Annotated in this window: 22 protein-coding genes; 18 read left to right on the top strand and 4 right to left on the bottom strand. The window is 38.1% G+C overall.

All coding sequences use genetic code 11. The features are described from left to right. Nucleotides 1-47 precede the first annotated feature (47 nt). From FS608_RS18715 to FS608_RS31355, 3 genes are all read left to right on the top strand, one after another. Nucleotides 48-1,892, top strand: a complete 1,845-nt coding sequence (locus FS608_RS18715) for a sensor histidine kinase (RefSeq protein WP_144553817.1) — start codon at nt 48-50, stop codon at nt 1,890-1,892. Then, a complete protein-coding gene (locus FS608_RS18720; RefSeq protein WP_144553820.1) occupies nt 1,889-2,629 on the top strand; it encodes a response regulator transcription factor in 741 nt (246 codons plus the stop codon). The genes FS608_RS18715 and FS608_RS18720 overlap by 4 nt, the downstream gene beginning before the upstream one ends. A gap of 259 nt (nt 2,630-2,888) precedes the next feature. Further along, on the top strand, nt 2,889-3,017 hold the full coding sequence (locus FS608_RS31355) for a hypothetical protein (protein WP_260871739.1): 129 nt from the start codon (nt 2,889-2,891) through the stop codon (nt 3,015-3,017). A gap of 205 nt (nt 3,018-3,222) precedes the next feature. On the opposite strand, the gene FS608_RS18725 is transcribed toward FS608_RS31355, so the two are convergent. Further along, on the bottom strand, nt 3,223-4,119 hold the full coding sequence (locus FS608_RS18725) for a DNA-3-methyladenine glycosylase 2 (protein WP_144553927.1): 897 nt from the start codon (nt 4,117-4,119) through the stop codon (nt 3,223-3,225). Between the two features lie 198 nt (nt 4,120-4,317). On the opposite strand from FS608_RS18725, the gene FS608_RS18730 reads away from it, so the two are divergent. The 7 genes from FS608_RS18730 (at nt 4,318) to FS608_RS18760 (ending at nt 10,196) form a co-directional block, all read left to right on the top strand. Then, the gene (locus FS608_RS18730; RefSeq protein WP_144553822.1) at nt 4,318-5,304 is read left to right on the top strand and encodes a 2-hydroxyacid dehydrogenase; all 987 of its coding nucleotides are present in this window, start codon (nt 4,318-4,320) and stop codon (nt 5,302-5,304) included. A gap of 118 nt (nt 5,305-5,422) precedes the next feature. Continuing rightward, nucleotides 5,423-6,367 carry a heme o synthase gene (gene cyoE, locus FS608_RS18735; RefSeq protein ID WP_144553825.1) on the top strand — a complete coding sequence of 315 codons (945 nt, stop codon included), beginning with the start codon at nt 5,423-5,425 and terminating at the stop codon, nt 6,365-6,367. 194 nt (nt 6,368-6,561) lie between these two features. Further along, nucleotides 6,562-6,711: a cytochrome c oxidase subunit 2A gene (locus tag FS608_RS18740; RefSeq protein WP_144553827.1), complete on the top strand. Its 150-nt coding sequence runs from the start codon at nt 6,562-6,564 to the stop codon at nt 6,709-6,711. 12 nt (nt 6,712-6,723) lie between these two features. After that, nucleotides 6,724-7,191 carry a cytochrome c oxidase subunit II gene (locus FS608_RS18745; RefSeq protein WP_144553829.1) on the top strand — a complete coding sequence of 156 codons (468 nt, stop codon included), beginning with the start codon at nt 6,724-6,726 and terminating at the stop codon, nt 7,189-7,191. 14 nt (nt 7,192-7,205) lie between these two features. Further along, nucleotides 7,206-8,885: a cbb3-type cytochrome c oxidase subunit I gene (locus FS608_RS18750; protein WP_144553831.1), complete on the top strand. Its 1,680-nt coding sequence runs from the start codon at nt 7,206-7,208 to the stop codon at nt 8,883-8,885. A 118-nt stretch (nt 8,886-9,003) separates the two neighbouring features. Beyond that, on the top strand, nt 9,004-9,636 hold the full coding sequence (locus FS608_RS18755) for an SCO family protein (protein ID WP_144553833.1): 633 nt from the start codon (nt 9,004-9,006) through the stop codon (nt 9,634-9,636). A 2-nt stretch (nt 9,637-9,638) separates the two neighbouring features. Beyond that, nucleotides 9,639-10,196, top strand: coding sequence for a hypothetical protein (locus tag FS608_RS18760; protein ID WP_144553836.1), 558 nt, complete (start codon nt 9,639-9,641; stop codon nt 10,194-10,196). A gap of 86 nt (nt 10,197-10,282) precedes the next feature. Here FS608_RS18760 and FS608_RS18765 read toward each other — a convergent pair whose 3' ends face one another. Further along, the gene (locus FS608_RS18765; protein ID WP_144553838.1) at nt 10,283-11,383 is read right to left on the bottom strand and encodes an AI-2E family transporter; all 1,101 of its coding nucleotides are present in this window, start codon (nt 11,381-11,383) and stop codon (nt 10,283-10,285) included. A 188-nt stretch (nt 11,384-11,571) separates the two neighbouring features. Here FS608_RS18765 and yknW point away from each other — a divergent pair, with 188 nt between their 5' ends. From yknW to FS608_RS18800, 7 genes are all read left to right on the top strand, one after another. After that, the gene (yknW, locus tag FS608_RS18770) at nt 11,572-12,243 is read left to right on the top strand and encodes a YknW family membrane protein (protein WP_144553840.1); all 672 of its coding nucleotides are present in this window, start codon (nt 11,572-11,574) and stop codon (nt 12,241-12,243) included. Next, complete coding sequence (locus tag FS608_RS18775) at nt 12,243-13,364, top strand: efflux RND transporter periplasmic adaptor subunit (RefSeq protein WP_144553843.1); 1,122 nt, start codon at nt 12,243-12,245, stop codon at nt 13,362-13,364. Before yknW ends, FS608_RS18775 begins: the two co-directional genes overlap by 1 nt. Next, entirely contained in the window at nt 13,361-14,053 is a 693-nt protein-coding gene (locus FS608_RS18780) for an ABC transporter ATP-binding protein (RefSeq protein WP_144553845.1), read from the top strand. The genes FS608_RS18775 and FS608_RS18780 overlap by 4 nt, the downstream gene beginning before the upstream one ends. Next, nucleotides 14,050-15,243, top strand: coding sequence for an ABC transporter permease (locus tag FS608_RS18785; RefSeq protein WP_144553847.1), 1,194 nt, complete (start codon nt 14,050-14,052; stop codon nt 15,241-15,243). The genes FS608_RS18780 and FS608_RS18785 overlap by 4 nt, the downstream gene beginning before the upstream one ends. 180 nt (nt 15,244-15,423) lie before the next feature. Beyond that, nucleotides 15,424-16,590 carry a tryptophan synthase subunit beta gene (gene trpB, locus FS608_RS18790; protein ID WP_144553849.1) on the top strand — a complete coding sequence of 389 codons (1,167 nt, stop codon included), beginning with the start codon at nt 15,424-15,426 and terminating at the stop codon, nt 16,588-16,590. Between the two features lie 69 nt (nt 16,591-16,659). Continuing rightward, nucleotides 16,660-17,538, top strand: a complete 879-nt coding sequence (locus FS608_RS18795; protein WP_186328810.1) for a GNAT family N-acetyltransferase — start codon at nt 16,660-16,662, stop codon at nt 17,536-17,538. 125 nt (nt 17,539-17,663) lie between these two features. Then, a complete protein-coding gene (locus tag FS608_RS18800; protein WP_144553853.1) occupies nt 17,664-18,284 on the top strand; it encodes a YitT family protein in 621 nt (206 codons plus the stop codon). 140 nt (nt 18,285-18,424) lie between these two features. Here the strand turns inward: FS608_RS18800 and FS608_RS18805 are convergent, their stop codons facing one another. Then, the gene (locus FS608_RS18805) at nt 18,425-19,228 is read right to left on the bottom strand and encodes an alpha/beta fold hydrolase (protein WP_144553855.1); all 804 of its coding nucleotides are present in this window, start codon (nt 19,226-19,228) and stop codon (nt 18,425-18,427) included. Nucleotides 19,229-19,321: 93 nt separating this feature from the next. After that, nucleotides 19,322-20,101 carry an alpha/beta fold hydrolase gene (locus FS608_RS18810; RefSeq protein ID WP_144553857.1) on the bottom strand — a complete coding sequence of 260 codons (780 nt, stop codon included), beginning with the start codon at nt 20,099-20,101 and terminating at the stop codon, nt 19,322-19,324. 549 nt (nt 20,102-20,650) lie between these two features. Here FS608_RS18810 and FS608_RS18815 point away from each other — a divergent pair. Then, entirely contained in the window at nt 20,651-22,285 is a 1,635-nt protein-coding gene (locus FS608_RS18815) for a long-chain-fatty-acid--CoA ligase (protein ID WP_144553859.1), read from the top strand. Nucleotides 22,286-22,295: the final 10 nt, after the last annotated feature.

Raw genomic sequence — 22,295 nt, forward strand, 5'->3', positions numbered from 1 at the left:
TCCTAGAAAAAATCGCAAAAATTTTACCTAATTGGGATGGTTGAAAAATGAAAAAGCAATGGAGAAAAACAGCAGAATTTATTAATCGCTACATTCTATTAAGAAATCAATCACTAATGACAAAGCTTTGCGCCTTCTCCAGTGTTCTGGTTATTTTTCCTGTTCTTTCAGTTGGATTTATTTCGTACAAGCGTTCATCCATTGAGCTGGAAAATGAGCTTAGTCAATCCAGCAGGCAAGTAATTGATCAAGTTGAGACTCATATAGAATATTATTTACAAGATTTTGAGATTACAAGCTTAAAAATAATTAACTCTCCCGAATTTTCCAGCCTTTTAAAAATGCGATCACAAGTAGTTGAAAATAAAGAGGCCACTCGTGAATTGGCTCGTAATACCTTAAAGTCAGCGGAATATTCACGAGCTGATATATCAAATATTACGGTGATCCTTGATAAAGGTCAGGTAATTGACACCCTCGGGACAAGAAATTATTATCCTGCATCCAAAATAAAGGATGAATATTGGTATTCTTCTGTCCCGCTTAATGGAATGAGTATGCTGGTAACTCGAACGCTAAAGCTACAAAATAAAGAGGAGCCTGTTATTTCCCTTGTAAGGAGGCTGTATAACCCTGTAACTCTTCTGCCAGTGGGAATGTTAATTATTGATATCAATTTCAGGAGGATAGAAGAAATTTCAAACAAAGTAACGATTAGTGAAAATGGCTACTTTTTTATTCTAGATGCAAAAGGCCATTATGTATATCATCCCGATTATTCGAAACTTGGAAAAAAAGTAGAATTCAATCAACTTTCTAAACTGGAAACAGAAGGAAGCAGTACGAAAATATTAGAAAACAAACGGAAAGATTTCGTCACCTATACATTTTCCCGAAACCTTGGCTGGGGTTTTTTCACAGCAGTCCCATACCGAGATGTGACGGGGGGAATTATTCAAATTGGAAGGACAATTGCCTCAACAATTCTTATATCATTAATCATTGCCTATCTGATTGGTTTCGGTTTTGCTACCAGCATCATTCGTCCGATTCGGCGTTTGCAACAATATATGAAGGAAGTTGAAATTGGAAACCTTAATTTTAGAGTCCGAGTGGAATCTAACGATGAAATCGGACAATTGACCACAGGTTTTAATAATACAGTTGAAAAGCTATCAAATCTGCTTGAAGAAGTTTATGTCTCGAAGTTAAGAGAGGCAGAAATGTCACTCAAACAAAAGGAAATTGAATTAAAAATGCTTCAGTCACAAATGAACCCTCATTTTTTATACAATTCTCTTGAAACGATAAGAGGCATGGCATTGGAACAGAATCAGGAAAATATTGCTGATATGTCTTCCGCGTTAGGAAAACTGCTTCGCTATAATTTAAAAAATAGCTCATCTACAGTAAGTCTGGGTGAAGAGATTAAATTTTGCCAAATGTACCTGCAAATTCAGAAATTTCGCTTTGACGACAGGTTTGAGTATTTGTTTGATATTCCAGAATGGGCAATGAATCTTAAGGTGGCAAAGTTTTCACTGCAGCCATTAATAGAAAATTGTTTTGTCCATGGATTTGGTCACAATATTTGGAAATTGAAAATAAGCATTTCTGTGTTTCGTCAATCCGAAAATTCGTTTATTATTCGAATTTCAGACACAGGTGCTGGAATTAAGGAACAAATACTTGAGCAGATCATAAAGAAAATTGAACAAAAAACTACTTCTAGTGATGGAATTCACATTGGGGTAATAAATGTCCACCAAAGAATTCATTACTTGTTTGGCCCTGAATACGGAATTTCTCTGCAGAGTGAAGAAGGGGCAGGGACAGAGATCAAAATGCACTTACCAATCATAAATGAACAAGAGGAAGGGGAAAAAGTATGAAAAATATCTTGTTGGTTGACGATGAGAAATGGGTTCGAACAGCTCTGAAGTGGACGATTAACAAGTTAAACCTTCCCTTGCATGTGGTCCACGAATGTGAAAACGGGTTAGCGGCACTAGACTGGATAAAGCTACATGAGGTTGACCTGATTATAACGGATATCCGTATGCCGATCATGGATGGTCTTTCATTGGTAAAGGAACTAGAGCAATTAAAGAGAAATCAGGATGTAGTCGTTATCACGGTACATGATGAGTTCCAGTTTGTCCAACAAGCAATGCGAAGCGGGGTAACCGATTATCTCCTTAAACCGATAGAGGAGACTGAGTTAAGAAGTTGTCTTGAAAAGTGGTTAGATAAATGTAATAAAGAAGAACAGAAAAGAAACATTGCTCATTATGAGGATGAGGACCTTCCTTCCTCAACAATAGACCGTGTGTTGCATTATTTAAAAATAACTCCTTTAGACCAAATAACACTTAAGGATGCAGCAGAAAGTGTACACATGAATCCTAGTTACCTCAGTCAATTGTTCAAGCAGCAGCTTAGTAAAAAGTTTGTTGAGTATATAACCGAACTTCGAATTGAGGAGAGTAAACGTTTGTTACTAAATACAACATTAAGAATGTCGGAGATCGCCGAAAGAGTGGGATACTCTGATTTAGCCTATTTCAGTAATAACTTTAAGAGAATTACGGGTTGTTCCCCATCAGAGTTTCGAAAATCTGCAATATAAAAGGACGGGTTACTTCGAAAACCACAAAAAACTGTCTTCCTATAGTCAATGATGACCAAATTCCATTGAAAAAGCAGAGAAAAAGGTCATCATTAAGGCGATGATGACCAAACCCCATCAAAGACCTAGAGGAAAAGGTCATCATAGAGGCGATGATGACCAAACCCCATCGAAGACCTAGAGGAAAAGGTCATCATAGAGGTGATGATGACCAAAACGCATCGAAGACCTAAAGAAAAAGGTCATCATAGAGGTGATGATGACCAACCCCATCGAAGACCTAGAGAAAAAGGTCATCATAGAGGCGATGATGACCAAAACGCATCGAAGACCTAGAGAAAAAGGTCATCATAGAGGCGATGATGACCAAACCCCATCGAAGACCTAGAGAAAAAGGTCATCATAAAGGCGTTGTATCTTAAATTCCAACAGTTGAATCCTCTTTCAAGTAAATCTTCGATTACTTCACTGACTTGTTAGGAAACCGAAGCAAATCATAATATTCATAGCCATGTTCACAGCTGTTTTTATGCGGAAACTAAATCAATTCTATGGATGCTTATCTGGTGTTTTATAGTGATACTTTAGTTGATTTAATAGAGAACACGCCATAAATAAAAGGTTGCATAGGATTCCCAGTTCTCCCATGGCGTTGATAATTCTAAGATTTCCTCCTTGGTCGGCTTTCTATCCATATTAAGTATTGTTTTAATGGCATTGATTAAACCTACATCATCGATTGGAAAGGCGGTAGGGAAGCGCAGGCAGCGCATCAGGACATAATTGGCTGTCCATGGGCCAATCCCACGTATTTTAATTAAGTTTTTTTCGACCTCTTTAAAGTTTTCAACTTCCATTAATTTTACTTTGGATAATTCACCGCTGGCCATTAATTGCGCAATCCCAATAATATATTCACTCTTTTTCACGGTCATTTTTATTTCTGCCAGATCAATGGGTGTGAGTTTAGCAATTCGTTCGTAGGAAGGAAAAATCCAATATTTTTTTCCTTCCCATTCCTTTGACTCACCAAATTTTTCAACAAATTGCTTCTTTAATGAGTAGGCGAAGTTTAAGTTAATTTGCTGACCTAATACTCCCCAACAGAGTGCCTCAAACAAATCTGGAATGCCGATAAGTCGTAATCCAAAAAAATTTTCTACGGGCATTTTAAGTAATGGGTCAGCTTTCGCCATTTGATAAAAGGGAGTTAAGTCGTTATCTAGGTCAAACCATTCTCTGATATAACGGATCATTTCTATCATGTCGTTCGGTTTGCCCTTTAAAAAGTGTACAATCATTTGGTTTGAATCATTGACTTTTATTCTTACAAGGGTTGGAATTTCACCAACTGAAATGACCCTTGTAATGGTATCATTTTCAACTTCATACATACATTCATTTTTATTCCGCTCTAGATAACCAAGATTTACTTTGAGATTAAACTCTTCTGGCAGTGGAATAATGAGATCTTCGTCTTCCTTTTCAATCGTACTTCTAATAGTAGTCACGGTATCCCCCCAGCTATCTGCTATATTCAATTATTATTATCATAACAGAATAAAAAGTTAGGTTTGTACCTTGATGCCCCAATCAAATATCTATTATTTTCCACTTAATTAAGTGTATATTGAATATATGTTAATTTCTTCTATTAAGGAACTAATAATGAATGTGAGGAATCTTAGATGAAACCAAAAGTTATTGTCTATAAAAAGGTTGATTTAGAAGTTTTAGAATATGTTCGTGATAATTGTGAAGTTATTTATTTTGAAAACCTAGATACAAAGACATTTCCTAGCTTTTACCAAGAATTAAAGGATGCAGTAGGGATTCTAGGCTCTGGTTTAAAAATGGATGAGAAGTTTTTAGAGCAGGCCCCTAACCTAAAAGTGATAAGTAATATTTCAGTTGGCTACGATAATTTAGCTCTTGAGGAAATAACAAAACGAAGAATTATGGCGACCAATACACCTGGTGTTTTATATGATAGTGTTGCCGATACTATTTTTGGTTTATTATTGGCAACCGCAAGAAGAATGCCAGAATTAAATCAGATGGTAAAGTCAGGAAAGTGGACATCGAAAATTAGTGAAGAGCAATTTGGCGTTGAGGTTCATCATAAGACATTAGGTATTATCGGAATGGGAGGGGTAGGTACGGCTATTGCCAAACGGGCTCATTTTGGTTTTGATATGCCTATTTTGTATCATAATCGCTCGCGAAATCTAGAAGCTGAACAAACCTTTCAAGCAACCTATTGTTCACTTGAAGACATTTGCCAGCAAGCTGATTTCATTTGCTTAATGACGCCGCTAACTCCAAATACTGTTAAGTTAATCGGAGAAAAGGAATTTAAATTAATGAAGAAATCAGCCATTTTTGTTAATGGTTCGCGCGGGGAAACTGTTGACGAAGATGCCTTAGTTCGGGCTCTTCAAAATGGAGAGATTTTAGCTGCAGGACTTGACGTCTTTACACAAGAACCAGTAAACCCAGACCACCCGCTATTATCAATGGATAACGTCGTCACATTGCCGCATATTGGTTCTGCTACTTATGAAACACGATTGAAAATGGCCAAACTTGCTGCGGAAAATTTAGTGATCGGTCTGCAGGGAAAACAGCCGCCTTCCTTAATCAACCAGGAAGTTTTAAGCGAAGTCCGGTCTTGAGCAATTGGTAATATCCAACAATCATTTTCAGGTGCCTGACACCAATTAATGTGATAATCTATATATGGTATAATAGTATTAAATTTGTTTTCAACTACTTCTTAGGAGAGGATATTAAATGAGTAATAATGAGATACCTTCTCTACAGAAGGATGGAAGGTCTATAATATTAAATCAACGAAATCTATCTAGTTTAATGACTGATCTAAAGTTACTATTTAAAGCAAATGTTTTAATCGCTAATGTCCTGCCGGTGTTTGCAGGATTCTGGTTAGCCCTCCATTTTACGAATGCTTCCCTTTCAAGCAATATAGGTATATTACTTTTGACCATTTTTGGAAGTACAATGGTAATTGCCGGGGCACTTGCGCTCAATAACTGGTACGATGTTGATATTGATACAGTAATGGATCGTACAAAGAATCGTCCAACGGTGACAGGGAATTTCTCACTAAAGCAAGTATTAACCATTGGAATTTCACTTACTGTAGTTGGCTTTATTTTATTACTGTTTACGACATTCGAAGCGGCGTTATATGGTTTCGTCGGCTGGTTTACTTATTGTTTTCCCTATACCATGTGGTCGAAACGAAAGTATACCTTTAATACCATAATTGGCAGTGTGTCTGGTGCAGTTACACCTTTAATTGGCTGGACAGCGATCGCACCTGGATTTCAAAAGGTACCAATGATTATGTTTTTAATCTTGTTTATTTTTCAAATGCCGCATACCTTCGCGATAGCCATCAAGAAATATAAAGAATATAAAGCGGCTGGGGTGGCAATGCTTCCTGTTGTTCGTGGCCTTTCCGTAACTAAACGGCAAATGGTCATGTATATTGCCTGCTTGTTTCCATTGCCATTCTTTTTAGATTCACTTGGAACTACCTTTATGGTCATAGCTACTTTGCTTAACGCAGGGTGGTTGGTGGTAAGTATTAGCGGTTTTTTTATCAAAGATAACCTGAAATGGGCACAAGTGAATTTCTTATACTCTGTAAATTATATAACCATTATCTTCCTCATGATGATTGTGGTTACCTTACCGATTTTCCATCGCTAAAAGAAATATTTGAAAAAGTCTGATCGCTGTAGGCAAATACAATGCCTACAATCGATCGGGCTTTTTTTTTATTAATTGGCTCTCTTATATGTATTTAATTTTTTAAATGCAAAGATGTGTGATGCGGTTCACTACAATGAGAATTGTTCCCAACTATGATATAAGTATGAAAATCACAAAGGGGATGATTCGGAATGGGAGCTGCTAAAGAAAACAACAAAAAGAAGTCAGGAGAAGTTCATGAAGTACCGTTAAAAGGAACATGGATATCCGTAAGTGTTGTGGGAGTAGTCATTCTACTTACGTATTTCTTATTATATGGACTTTACATGTCTAGAGTTTAGGGGGGGGTTGGAATGAAGATGCATCTTGATGAAAAAATTTGGCTGACCTTAAGTTTTGGGATAATCATGATTTTCATGTTTATCACAGGCTATCAAGCATTTGCCTTGGATATGGCTCCACCAAGCAATAAGGAAATTATTGATCCCCAAAAGGTGGACCAAATCGCACCATTCGATAAACCAGGTGTTACTAAAATTGGTGAAAATGAATTTGAGGTTGTAATGACATTACAAGTATTTAGTTTTAATCCAAGTAATTTTGAAATCCCTGCTGGTTCCACAGTACATTTTACTCTAACCTCCAAAGATGTGGTCCACGGCTTTGAAGTAGCTGGAACAAACGTGAATGCAATGGTAATGCCAGGACATATTCAAAAAATCACCCAAAAATTTGATAAACCAGGCACTTACTTAGTGTTATGTAATGAATATTGTGGTGCTGGTCACCAAGCAATGAGTACAACGATTACGGTTAAATAAAGGGGGGAAAGAAAATGCAAACAGTAAAATCACATACACTAAAAGATCGAGCAAATAAAGTAATGGGGATCAGTAAGGAAGATGCTATATTAACCAAAACATATATCTTTGTAGCATTTACTGCACTGCTTCTGGGCGGAATATTAGGACTGCTGCAAGGACTAAATAGGTCAGGACTTTTAGAATTGCCATCATGGCTTAACTATTATCAAGTACTAACAGCACATGGTTTATTATTAGTTGTTGTCTTAACTGCCTTCTTTACGATTGGATATTTTTATGCATCACTTTCCCATACTTTAGGGGGGCTGTTGCCAAAAGTTAGGAAGATTGCTTGGATTGGTTTTGGAATGAAGATTATCGGCTTTGTTTTATGTGTGGTCCCAATTTTAATGAACGAAGCATCAGTTATGTATACATTTTATCCGCCAATGGCAGCGCATCCTGCCTTCTATATCGGGTTAGTATTCATTGCCCTAGGCGTTTGGATGTGCTGCATTGGGGCGTTTATCAATGTCGCTAATTGGAGAAAAAACAACAAAGGTCAACATGTTCCTATTCTTGCTTACTTTGCAACCGGCGTTTTTATCCTATTGTTCTTTGCTCTAATCCCAGTTGCAATTGAAGTTTTAACGATCATTCCATGGGCGTTTGGCTGGGTTGAAACAATTAATGTCATGGTTGCTCGGACACTTTTTTGGGCGTTTGGACACACGCTGGTTAATATTTGGTACTTAACGGCCGTGTCTGCATGGTATGTTATTGTCCCAAAAATTATCGGTGGAAGACGTTGGAGTGATATCTTAACACGTGTTGTTATTATCGCCTTAGTTGTAATGAACATCACTGGTGGATTCCATCATCAGATTATCGACCCAGGAATTTCAGAAGCAGTTAAATTTATGCACGTATTTATGAGTTTAGCGATTGGTTTCCCATCATTAATGACTGCATTTGCTATGTTTGCTGTATTTGAGAGGACAGCTAGAAAACAAGGTGGAAAAGGTCTTATTGGATGGTATAAAAAAATGCCATGGGGAGATGTGCGTTTCCTAGCACCATTTATTGCAATGGTTGCCTTTATTCCAGCAGGTGCAGGCGGGATTGTTCAAAGTACGAACCAGCTAGACCAGGTCGTTCATAATACCATGTGGATTGTTGGGCATTTCCATTTAACACTAGGAATGTCAGTCGTAATGACTTTCTTTGGAATTAGTTATTGGTTAGTTCCGTATATTTCAAAACGTGTTTTAACTCCACAAATAAATAGATTAGGTGTTATTCAAACTTGGATCTGGACAATTGGTATGATATTTATGTCAGGTGCTATGCATTGGGTAGGATTACTTGGTTCTCCGCGAAGAACTTCCTATACAACCTACGGTGATAATGCAACAGCATTAAGCTGGGACCCGTATTTAATGTGCTTAGCTGTGGGAGGAACACTATTAATTATCGGTGTTATTCTTCAAGTGTATGCTGTTGTCAATATGATGTTTTTTGCGCCAAAAGGTGAACCAGAATTTCCCATTGCGGAAGAGGAAGAAAATGCAACAAGAACACCATACTGGACAGAGCGTTGGGGCCTTTGGATTGTTGTTATGTTATTAGTTGTGGCAATGGCCTATGTTATCCCATTGACGGAATTTATCGTCAATGCACCTCCAGGGTCACCGCCGTTTAAAACATGGTGATTACAAAAAGATAAAAGCCCTTAGGCGCTTTAGCTGGACAGTTTTTAAATAAAGAGATAGCTCGTTTGCTAGGGCTATCTCTTTATACTTAAAAAAATAGATTTGGGAAGTGATCTTCATGATCAAAAATAGACATCATATATTTGCGTGTTTGCTTGTTATCTTTTTTGGCTGTGCGTTGTTTTATTGCGGAACAGATGGTTTCACAGCCTTTACGGCAGAAACGGCGCGGGTAAAGGACCTAATTGACGATAAGCCCAAATTCCCAAACGTAACCTTAGAGGACAGCAAAGGGAGGGAATATTCTATTTCTGAATTTGAAGGCAAATATGTATTTATTACCTTTTTGTATACTTCCTGTACAACGGTTTGTCCTCAATTAGAAATGAATATGTCGAAAGTTTATGATAAGGTACCAAGCAAATATATGGGCAAAGATATTGTCTTTTTAAGTATCAGCTTCGATCCTTCCAGGGATGACCCAGCCACGTTGGATAAATACCGAGGCTATTTTAATAGTGATGGTGAAACATGGAGGATGGCAAGAATTGCAAATAAAACAGAATTAAAAGCATTGTTAAAAGCATTCGGTGTGATTGTCATTCCCGATGAATACGGTAATTTTGCCCATAATTCGGCTTTTTATATTGTTGATAAAAAAGGTAGACTTCTAAATGTTTTAGACTACAAAAAAACTGATGAAGCTGCTAAAAAGCTTACCGGGATTCTTGTCAAGGAAGCCGGGGAATAGTTATGAAGCAATCACTATATGGCTTATTGATCCTCCTATTTCTTGCACTGCCTCCTGTGGCAAATTTAATGGAATCAGTCATGATTATTCATATGCATATGCAAATGCCTTTGTTAATTTTTACCGGATTTCTCTTTGCCCGTATTTTTCAACTACGCTTCCCACGCTTTTTTGAAAAATGGAATGGAAATGGAATACCAGGAATCATCTTGTTTGTAATCATTGTCTCTTATTGGACACTGCCAAGGTCAATGGATGAAGCATTAACTTTACAGAGTATGGAAGTGTTTAAATTTACTAGTTTATCCTTATTGGCAGGGATCCCACTAAGGGATAGTTGGAAAAAGCTTAAGCCTGTTAGTAAACATATCACTTTCTATTTTTTTATTATCATGTTTTCCGCAATGGGGTGGTTATATATCGATTCTCCCGTGCAATTATGTAACAACTATTTAATTATTGACCAAATTACACTAGGCTGGGGATTTATAACAACTGCAATCTGTATGGTCATTTATTTGGTTTATAATGCTTTCGTTGACCCAACGAAATACGAGTAACAATTAACACTCTTTATGATTCAAAAAAACTGTTAGGATACATTGCTCCTAACAGTTTTTTGCATTCGATATTTTATAAGAGATTCTTATGGTTGGTTTGAAGCAGTTGCCCTTTTTCGCGCCTGCAGAAACTTTATAACATTTAAAACGATGGTCTTGACTACGGCATAAAACGGTACTGCCAATACCATTCCCAGGATGCCAGCTAAATTTCCGGCAGCGAGCAAGACGATAATGATTGTCGCCGGGTGGGTATCAAGTGATTTTCCAAGGATGAGCGGTGATAAAACATTCCCTTCCACTTGCTGGGCAATCACAATAATCAAAATAACTAATAATGCTTTTGTTGGTGAATCAAATAATGCAACAATTACAGCGGGTGCACCGCCTAGAATGGGGCCGACATAAGGAATGATGTTGGTAAACGCAACAATTACTGCCATAACTAGCGCAAATGGCAGCCCGATAATCAGGTATCCAATAAAAGCAAGTATTCCAACTGACAGGGCAACAATAACTTGTCCTTGAATATAGGAGGAAAGGGTTTCACCTGTCTCTTTCAACATAAGCAATCCTGCTTCTCGATATGAAATAGGAAGGAATTTTGTTACAGCCTTAGGGAACTTATGTCCATCCTTAAACATATAGAACAGTAAAAACGGAACGGTAGCTAGAATGACAGCGATATTTGCAAACACACCAAGGATATTCGTAATACCGCCAGTAATCCTGTCCGGCAAGGTATTTGCATAGGCTATCAGTTTTTCCTTACCGGTTTCCAAAAGATCATTTTGCTCTTCCATGATCCATTTAAATTCAGAACTCGATGATAACTTATCAAAATACTGCAAGGTCTTGTTGGCATAATCAGGAAGTGCATTAGCAAGTGCGGTAAATTGCTCTGAGATGGCAGGAACCAAGTTGCCAATTGCTAAAACAAGAATACCAATAAACACTACATAAATGATTAGGATGGCAAGAATTCTGGGCACTTTTTGGCGCTGAAGAAAATTAACGATTGGATTTAGTAAGAAAAAGAGAAATCCAGTAATAAGAATTGGGAAAAAAAGAGTAGAGAAAAAGATACCGATCGGCATAAATAAAAATGAAATCTTTGTTGAAACAAAGATGATAGTTAATATTAGAAGGATTTGGATTAACCCATATTGGAATTTTCTTTTTGACATTATTTTCCCCTTTTTTCAATTAGTATAGCTAAAATTATATCAAAAACTTGGAATAGAAGACAAATAATAGTATTTCTTTTGGTGTCAGGCACCAGATGGGTACACCTGAAAAAAATGAAACTTTCGGCTTAGTTTGTCGTATACTTAAATGGAAGAATTTACATAAATGGAAAGAAGGGGTGTTAGATATGGAATTGCAGACAGAAGTAAATATACAAAAAGAGAATCCTAAGTTATTAGGAATGTTTACGAGTCCAGGGGTACAGTTTGAGCGGATTAAGCAAAGTCCGAAAATTTGGGCACCACTAACTATTATTAGTATCCTTTATGCCATTGGGATGGCGTTAATGGCCTTATCACTAGACGCAGCTACTTTAATTGCTCAAGGAGTGCCAGAAGATCAAGTTGAATTGGTGTTAACCATTACAAAGGTAACTGTTGCAGTCACGGGCATCATTACGCCTATTATAGGTGTTTTAGTTTGCAGTGCTATTCAATTAGTGATTGCCAAAATTGCTAGTTCCACTGTTTCTTTTAAACAATTATTATCTATGAATACTTTTATCATGATTATCGGGGCAGCAGGACTTATATTGAATATGGGAATCAGATATGCCATCGGCGGGGACCCAGAAATATATATTACTAGTTTAGCAGGGCTTCTCAATCAAGATAAAGCTGGTGTTTTAGGTTCAATCGAGGTATTTGGGATCTGGTCCGCCATATTGACTGCCTTGGGCCTTCATAAAACAGCGCAATTTTCTAAAGGTCTGGCATGGACAATTGCGGTGATTTTCTTTGTTGTTAGTATTGGCTTTGCTTTGGTCGGTACCCTTTTACAGGGAGCGCCGAAGCTATAATGAAAAAGAAAATTTGGATTAGCATTAGTGTAATTTTAGTAATCATCATGATGATTTCTGTAAGTGTCTACCGGCAGGTCCTTGCAAAGGGGCCTTCCGTTAAGACCACGGAAATTAGCCAAGAAGAAATCTCCTCTCTATTAATGATTCCAGGAACAGTGAAGCTTCCTCAAGAACAACTAGTCTATGCGACACCAGACAAAGGGGAAATCAAGAAATTGCTGGTCAAGGAAGGACAGACAGTCAAGAAAGGTACTGTCTTGGCTAAATTAGAAAATCCCCAGCTTGAGTTAGAGATTGAGCAGAATAAATTAGCGGTCGAATCTGCTAATTTAAAAATAAACCAAATTGATAAGAAATTGGAGCAACTCGAAGACAAAGAAAAGACGTTAAGTGAGCAGGTTGGAAAAAAGGAAGCGAAAAAACAGCTTTCTCCTGAATTTGAACAGCTTGAGATGGAAAGGGAATTAGCTAACATTGAACTTAAGCAAACAGAACTTCAAAAAGACTTGATTAGTAAACGCCAAGATGAATTAGAGATTAAAAGTACTATAGCTGGTATTGTTTTAACAGCCCAAAAGCCAGCAACATCACTTGATGCAACAAACGAGCCTATTATACATATTGGGAAATTAGCAGGGATGACAGTTTCAGGACTGTTGTCCGAATACGATACGCTTAAAGTTAGCAAAGGTCAAAGAGTGATCATGAAATCAGAGGCATTGCCAGGCAAAGAATGGCTGGGTGAAATCACGAAGACATCTATTTTGCCAGAGCAGAACCAAGCCAGTTTGCAAAATGGTACACAGGCTGTGCAGTATCCTGTCACAGTAAAGATTTCCGGGGATACAAAAATGTTGAAACCAGGCTTCCAAGTCATTATGGAGATAGAAACAGACAAAAAGACAGCGATGGTCCTGCCGCTCGATGCGTTATTAGATGATGGGAATCAGCCCTATGTATATCTCGTTAAGGATGGAAAGGCGCATAAACAAAATGTCAAAACTGGCATTACCTCAGGGAAGAAGATCGAAATCCTTGAAGGTGTTCCAAAAGGAGACAAAGTCATCATTAATGGACCTGACAAACTAAAAGATGGGTTGGAAGTGACAGTTAAATGATCCGGCTAGAATCCATCTCAAGATCGTTTTTATTGGGAAAAGAAAGTGTACCTGTCTTAAATGGTATCAGTCTATCGATTTGTGAAGGTGAATTTGCTGCCATTATGGGTCCATCTGGCTCGGGAAAGTCGACCTTAATGAATATTATCGGATGTTTGGATAAACCGACTGAGGGAGAGTATTATCTTGGCGGGGAAAATGTCTCTCATTATAATGATAAGGAATTGGCTAGGGTTAGAAATCAATCGATTGGCTTTGTCTTTCAGCAGTTTCATTTGCTCCCGCGCTTGACGGCCTTAAAAAATGTGGAATTACCAATGATATATGCAGGAATCCCCAAAAAAGAGCGCCAGGCCCGTGCAGAAGAGGCATTAATGAAAGTAGGTCTTGCCGACCGAATGAACCATCTTCCTAATGCTTTATCTGGGGGACAGAAGCAGCGTGTTGCCATAGCGAGAGCCATTGTCAATACACCTAAGATTATCCTAGCGGATGAACCCACAGGTGCCCTTGATTCAAAAACAAGCAAGGACATTATGGAACAATTTAGCGAACTGAATAATGAAGGAGTTACAATTATTATCGTTACCCATGAATCAGAAGTAGCCGAATACGCGAACAGAACAATTATGGTTAGAGATGGAATGATTCAGTCGCCTTTTGAGGGTGTTAGGGGGCCGGCAGGATGAGTTTTATGGAAAATCTTTTTATGGCATTAAGCTCACTAAAAGCCCATAAGATGCGGAGTATTTTAACGATGCTGGGGATTATAATTGGGGTAGGTGCTGTTATCATCGTCGTAGCCATTGGACAGGGCGGGGAAGCGATGCTGAAATCACAAATTACCGGGCCAGGGAATACGATTGAGTTATTTTATCAGCCTTCCGATGAAGAAATACGTGCGAACCCTAATATATTTCAGCAGGCCCCGTTCAAACAGGAAGATATCAGAGCGCTGGAACAAATTTCGGAAATTAAAAGTGTCGTGGCCTCAAGCACCCAATTGTCTTCTGTTAAATTTCAAAAGGAAACTGTTGATGCCTCATCGACTGGAATAAATCAGGCCTATATAAAATTAAATGAGTTGAAAGTTGCTAACGGAAGGAATTTTTCAGCCTCTGATTTTCTGGGCGGCCGCCGTACAGCATTAATCAGTAATAAATTGCAAGAGGAATTATTTAAAGGGGAAAATCCAGTTGGAAAGGTTGTTATGGTTGCCAATCAACCGATTGAAATTATTGGGGTTTTAGAGAAACCAACTGGACTTTTATCATTTGGGTCAATGGAGGTATATCTACCTTTCCAAACGTGGAAAACGATTTACGGAAGCAGTGATTTTACCCAAGTAACCCTGCAAGCAGCATCAACTGAACAACTGCAGGTCGCAGGTAAAAAGGCTGCTAAACTATTAAATAATCTGCATAATACGGAAAAATCCTACCAAGTTATTAATATGGAAGAAATCGCTCAAGGGGTAGGACAAATCACAAAAATCATGACATTAATTATTGGAAGTATAGCAGGTATCTCATTATTTGTTGGTGGAATTGGTGTTATGAATATCATGCTCGTTTCCGTGACCGAAAGAACAAGAGAAATCGGGATCCGTATGGCGTTAGGAGCTACACGAGGACAGGTGCTGACTCAATTTCTAATTGAATCAATGACACTAACATTTATAGGCGGCATGCTCGGGATTGTGCTTGGCTGGGGTACGTCCACCGTTGTTAGTTTCTTTGCAGGTTGGCCATCCTTAGTGTCCTGGCAAGTGGTAGTAGGTGGAGTGTTGTTCTCAATGGTTATTGGGATAGTGTTTGGGCTACTTCCAGCAAACAAGGCTTCTAAACTTGATCCGATTGATTCCCTGAGATATGAATAAGGATTGATTAGGAAACTAGACCAAGGGTCTGCACGAAGGTGTAGGCTTTTTCCTATTATTGCCCTATAGTTATTTGTTTGCAGATTATGGGTAATATGATAAGATAATTACAGGAATATTCAGTTAATTATTCATTATAATGTGAATTAGAATAATAGTTTAGAAGGAGTCGAGACGAGCATGGATAGAGTAAGTGTTGAGAGCAAAGGTTTTTTTGGAGAGTTTGGCGGAAGTTTTGTTCCTGAGGATTTACAAGTGGTAATGAACGAATTAGAAGAGCAATTTAATCGTTATAAGGATGACCCTGAATTCATTGCGGAATTCAAGTATTACTTAAAAGAATATATTGGCAGGGAGAATCCATTAACGTTTGCAGAGAATTTAACCAAACAAAATCAAGGGGCAAAAATCTATCTGAAACGAGAGGATTTAAACCATACTGGTGCACACAAAATTAATAATGCAATTGGTCAAATTCTTTTAGCAAAACGAATGGGTGCCAAGAGAATAATCGCTGAAACTGGGGCAGGGCAACATGGTGTAGCAACAGCAACCGCCTGTGCCATGTTTGGGATGGAATGCATTATTTATATGGGAAAACTAGATACGGAACGCCAAGCACTTAATGTCTTTCGGATGGAGTTATTAGGTGCCAAAGTTGTACCTGTTGATAAAGGGCAGGGCCGTTTAAAGGATGCTGTCGACGAAGCCCTTGGGGACTTGGTGCAAAACTATAAGAATACCTTTTATTTATTGGGTTCGGCCGTTGGCCCACATCCTTATCCTACAATGGTTAAGCATTTTCAGGCGATTATCAGTGAAGAATCGAAAAAGCAGATTCTTGAAAAGGAAGGAAAGCTGCCAACAGCGGTGATTGCTTGTGCGGGAGGTGGCAGCAATGCCATTGGTGCCTTTGCCCATTATATTGACAATAAAGAGGTGCGCTTAATTGGGGTTGAACCAGCTGAAGCACCGACAATGACTGAAGGAGTACCTGCTGTCATTCATGGCTTTAAATGTTTAACATTACTTGATGAAAATGGAGACCCTAAACCAACGTACTCGATTGCTGCGGGGCTGGATTATCCAGGTGTTGGTCCAGAGCACAGCCATTTGAAAACAAGCGGGCGAGCAGAGTATGTAACAGTGACTGGGCAAGAAGCCCTAGAGGCATTTCAATTGTTAAGCAAGACGGAGGGGATAATCCCAGCGTTAGAAAGTTCTCATGCCGTTGCATATGCTATTAAGCTTGCGAAAGAATTATCTAACCAAGATGTACTAATTGTTAACCTATCAGGACGCGGCGATAAGGATGTTGAGCAGGTATTTAAGATGTTGAAAAAATAATAAAAATAGATAAGGACAAGTCGATAAATGGCTCGTCCTTTTTTGTTTTTATCGACGGGGGAGAGTCCTTTGAAAGAATTATTATTTATTAAAGATTATAAAGATCATGAATATTTAAGGACAAGTTTTAATCAATTGGCTTCTGATACTTTTGGAATAGAGTTTGAAACGTGGCACCAAAATGGATATTGGACAGAAAAGTATCTGCCGTATTCTTTTGTTGATCATAGACAAGTGGTAGCAAATGTATCCGTAAATCTTGTAAACTTGGTCGTAAATGCGGAGGTTAAACAAGCAATCCAAATCGGGACTGTCATGACACACCCTAATTATCGAAATAAGGGATTGTCGAGACGCTTGATGGAGATTGTGTTAGACGAATATAAACATGTCGATATCATTTATTTGTTTGCCAATCAAAATGTATTGGATTTTTACCCGAAATTCGGATTTTCTTCTACAGATGAAGTGCAATTTATATTGGACTATAATCATATGCCTGCAGTTTCTTCTAAGGTGAGAAAATTAGTTGCTAGCAATCCAGAGGATTTAGAGTACATTTATAATTTAGCGAGGAATCGTAAGGTTATCTCGGAACAATTCGGAACCTCAAATTGTGAGGAGCTCCTCATGTTTTATTGTATTATGGTTTTTAGCCAGGACCTCTACTATCTTGAGAAGGAGAACGCACTGGTGATTTTTCAAAGGGAGGAGGGGGATATACATCTCTATGATATAGTTAGTCCTCGGAAGGTAAACCTTCAAACAGTGTTAAGTACGATTGTCCCGCCTGATTGCAGTAGAGTCATTTTCCATTTTCATCCTGATGAGCATGAACTAGGATATGAGAAACAGCAATATAAAACCAATAATGTCCTCTTTATAAAGAATCTAACAAACGTCTCGTTACCAAATGAATTTAAACACCCGCTTACATCACAGGCGTGATGGTGCCTGACACCATGAAAGAGCGGCTCTTTTTAGTATCGGGGAGTAGAGAATGTTTCTCGGGTTAATTGAATATATTTTAAACACAGTTGATCTATGGAATTTGGTTGAAAAAGGGGACAAGTATGATAAGGAAAAGGACGAACTTTTATATTGATTTAAGCAGAGCAGGGACATGTTCTTTTTACAAACGGCTATTGTTCATTTTTTTTGGTGCTACACTTGTATCCTTATCCTTACAATTATTTTTGGTGAAAAATCATGTGATTGATGGAGGAATCATTGGCGTAAGTATCCTGCTTGCTCATATTTCAAAAGAAGAAATAGGATTGTTTTTATTGGTATTAAATACACCTTTTTTCCTCATTGCCTATCGATTTCTGGGCAGAAGGTTTCTCATGCTCAGTCTTTTTGCCATTCTCATTCTATCGCTTGAAACCTATGTATTTGATTCGCTTCCTGTCATCACCACCAATCCACTCCTAGTCATTGTCCTTGGCGGAATAAGTTTAGGACTGGGTGTCGGCATAACGATTCGATTCGGTGGATGTTTTGATGGAACAGAAGTGATAGCCATTTTATTAAGTAAACATTCTTCTTTTTCGATCGGACAAATTATCTTGTTATTGAATGTATTCATTTTCAGTAGTTCCATTTTTATATTTGGGTTAAGCGAGGCTATATACTCATTAGCAACCTTTCTTATAGCCTATCGAACGATTGATTTCTCTATTCAGATCCATTAATATGCTTAGTCCACCGTTTGTACCAAGGAAATACGGCAACATTGGGATACCTGTTCCAAGCAACGTGTTAAGAATTGTTCGTGAGACATAGGAAGGGGAAAAATGCCCATTCGATTAGTGAACGGGCATTTTTTTAATCATTATTGATTTTCTAAAAATTCTACTACTCTTTCATTTACTAAATCATTGGCCTCGGTTACATAAATGTGGCCAGCACCTTTAATTGTCAAAAATTCAGCATTCGGAATTTTCTCTGCTAAGGTTACCCCATTTTGATAGGGAACCAATTTATCTTCATCTCCATGGATAACTAAGACAGGACATTCGAATTGGTCAATCTCGTTGGAGGTATCGTGAGCTAAGCAGGCCTGAAGTTGAAGGATATAGGCGAAAGGGAGAACAGGTATCTCTATTCTTCTTTGTATGTCCTCTGCCACTAATTCCCGTTGGTTTTCTATAAATGATTGACTGTATAGGATTGGAGCGGTGGCCCACGCCATTTCTTCGGGTGTTGCAACTGCAGAACCTCTTGAAAGCATAAGCATCGAGACTTCTGCATTAGGTTGGACATGTGTCGCGCCCCCAGAGGTTGTACAACCTAAGACAAGCGAACGGACCCTAGAAGGATACAAAAGTGCTAATCGTTGTGCAATCATCCCGCCCATTGAAATGCCATATACATGGGCTGAGTCTACTCCGGCAGCATCCAAGACGCATTTAGCATCTTCAGCCATTTGCTCGATCGAATAGGGGGAGTTTGGTTTGTCACTATGACCTGTCCCGCGATTATCAAATATAATTACTTTAAAGTGCTCACTGAGAGCAGGGAGAGTCCTGAACCAAGATTTTGAATTTAGTGATAACCCCATTATTAAAAGTAATGGTTCGCCCTCTCCATGAACCTCATAATAAAGATTAATACCATTCCCATTAGTTATTGGCATTAATTTAATCCTCCTTTTTAAAAAGTAACGGTAAATTATATGATAATTTAACTACGGAAAGAACATGGAAGAAGGGAGGAAAAAATCCCTCCCTTAACTTACTTCTGAGTGTTTTTTCAAAAAGTTTCGAATAACTCTATTAAATGCCTCCTTTTGTTCTAATTTGGCAATATGACCAGTGTTCCTAAGGATCACAAATTCAGAGTGGCGAATTTGTTTGTGCATTAATAGTTGGATCCATACAGGGATGACAGAATCATATTGGGATCCCATGATTAATGTAGGGACTTTTATTTTAGGAAGTAGTTTTAAATTATTCACTTCCAAACATGCTTTAACCGATTTTAGAAAAACCTCATGATTAGGTTTGTAAAATTTATGAAAGTCCTGATATACTTTACCTTTCCATGAATTAAGTGAAATACGAGCAGCGGTGTTTTTTGGTAAACTTGGTGTTGTAGATAGTGAACGAAATTTTCGATAGTTTATTATTAACTTTGCCAGGTGTCTAGGGATGAAATGAAAGGTGCTTACCAATAATAATGATCGACACATATGGGGAGCCTGACGATAAATTTCCTGGGCTACCAATCCGCCCATTGATAATCCGCAAATATGAGCGCTTTCAACTTGGAGGTCATTTAATAGAGTAATAATGTCACGGGCAAACTGTGGAATAGATATCTTCTCATTCGTAATATGCTCACCATGCCCTCGTAAATCAGGAATAATCAAGTCATACTGATCAGCAAATTCAAACTGATTGTTCCAACCCTCCTTTACCTCTCCTAAACCATGAATAAAGACTAAAGGTTCACCAGCACCAAAACGTAAGTAAGGAATTTCAGAGCAACATAAAGAAACTTTACTCAAATATACCCCTCCTATTGTTATATATCATAAAGGGAATTACCACAATTTGTAAAGTTTAAATTTTATAAAATTCAGAATAATAGAATCATAAATTTTTCTCGTGTCCTCTTTTGGTGGACATGTGTGTTTCATTGGTACCTGACACTAGTAAGTATTATAGGAGAATAATACTTTCTTAAATTAGGGGTTCTTTGGGTGTGGTTTGGTGAAGGGGTTTATTGACTATAAATTACATTTTTTACGATTTGGGATGTGAAGTGTTGAAAAAATATTCCGACAATTTTCATCATTTTTCATGTTTTTGAGTAAGTGTTTTGAAAGCGGTTGCTTAATATAACTGTGTTGATAATATACTATTTCTTGAAATGGGGGATTATGTGGAATTTTGTCGAAAGAGGGAGGTTTACAAATCCACATTTAACTACAATAATCTTAACTATATTAATATTCTAATTAATGATTTTGACGAACCCTTCGAGGCAATTACAGCTATTTTTAAGAGGAATATTTACTATTTGACATTAAATATCCTGAGGAGGCATCGTTTTAATGGTTTATCAACAAAAGCCGTGGTTAAAAGTTTATGACCCAAGAATTAGCGAGCATGTGAATATTGAACACAATTCTCTCTACGATTTTTTGCAAGGTTCAGTAACCCGTTATACTAATAATCCCGCTTTTACCTTCTTTGACAACGTATGGACCTACAACGATACAAAACTAATAACCGATCAATTTGCTGCAGCCTTACATCGGGCAGGGTTCACCAAAGGTGATCGCCTATCGATTATGCTTCCTAATTCCCCGCATTACATATTCACGCTATTCGGTACTTTTCGTTTAGGTGGAATAGCTGTTCAAGTTAATCCAATGTATATAGACAGAGAAATAGAACACGTTTTAAATGATTCGGGCTCTGAGTACATCGTTGCATTTGATGCATTTTATCCAAGAATAAAAGAATTACAATCCAATACATCCTTAAAAAAGGTGATCGTAGTAAGTTTTGGTGGTTCTAGAGCTGATCTTGCAGAAGGAGATCATTATTTTGATGAATTTTTACATGAGGACATAAATCTCCCAGAAATTGAGATTGACCAATACGAGGATGTTGCCCTTTTACAATACACAGGGGGAACAACAGGTGTATCTAAAGGTGTCATGCTCACTCATCGCAACCTCCTAGCAAATTTCAATCAAGTGTGTGATTTTGCCTATAAAGCGTGTGATAATAAACCGGAAAACTTAAAGATGATTACTGTCCTGCCAATGTTCCATGTCTATGGATTATCTAGTGTGGCACTGTGTGGAATTCGTGAAGGAGCCAATCAAATTGTCTTACCTCGTTTTGACGTCAGAGAGGTAATGGAAACGATTAACCGTGAAAAGCCGTTCCAAATGTCAGCCGTTCCAACCATGTACTTTGCTTTAAATAGCCAGCCAGATTTAGATACTTGTAGTTTTAATGAAATGTACTATTTAAGCAGCGGTGGGGCTCCTCTACCTGTAGAACAAGTGAGAATGTTTGAAAAGAAAACAGGTGCCATGTTACTGGATGGATATGGGCTTTCTGAATCGGCCCCAACTGCGATATTTAGCCCGCCGTTTGTCCCAAGGAAATATGGAAGTGTGGGAATCCCTGTCCAAAGTACAATTGCAAGAGTTGTTCAACTGTCTCCAGACGGATATATTGATGCTCCAGTTGGAGAAGAAGGGGAGCTCATAATCCAAGGTCCTCAGGTCATGAAAGGCTATTGGAATCGCCCAGAAGATACCGCCGAAGTATTAAAAGACGGATGGCTGTTTACAGGAGATATCGCAAAAATGGATGAAGACGGCTACTTTTATATCGTTGACCGGAAGAAGGATATGATTATTGCGAGTGGATACAATGTTTATCCTAGTGAAATCGAGGATGTCCTTTATCAATTAGAAGGTATTGAGGAAGTGCTAGTTATAGGCGTTCCTGATTCCTACCGCGGGGAAACAGTAAAGGCATTTGTCAAATTGAAGGACGGGTACACCCATACAGAAGAAGAAATCAAACAGTTTGGGAAAGAGAACCTTGCCCCATATAAGGCTCCAAAAGAGGTAGAAATTCGGGATGATTTGCCTAAATCTTCAGTTGGAAAGTTACTTCGCCGAGTATTAAGAGATCAAGAAAAATTAAAAATAAAAGCATAATAGAAAGGAA

It is taken from the genome of Bacillus sp. X1(2014) (assembly GCF_007678255.1).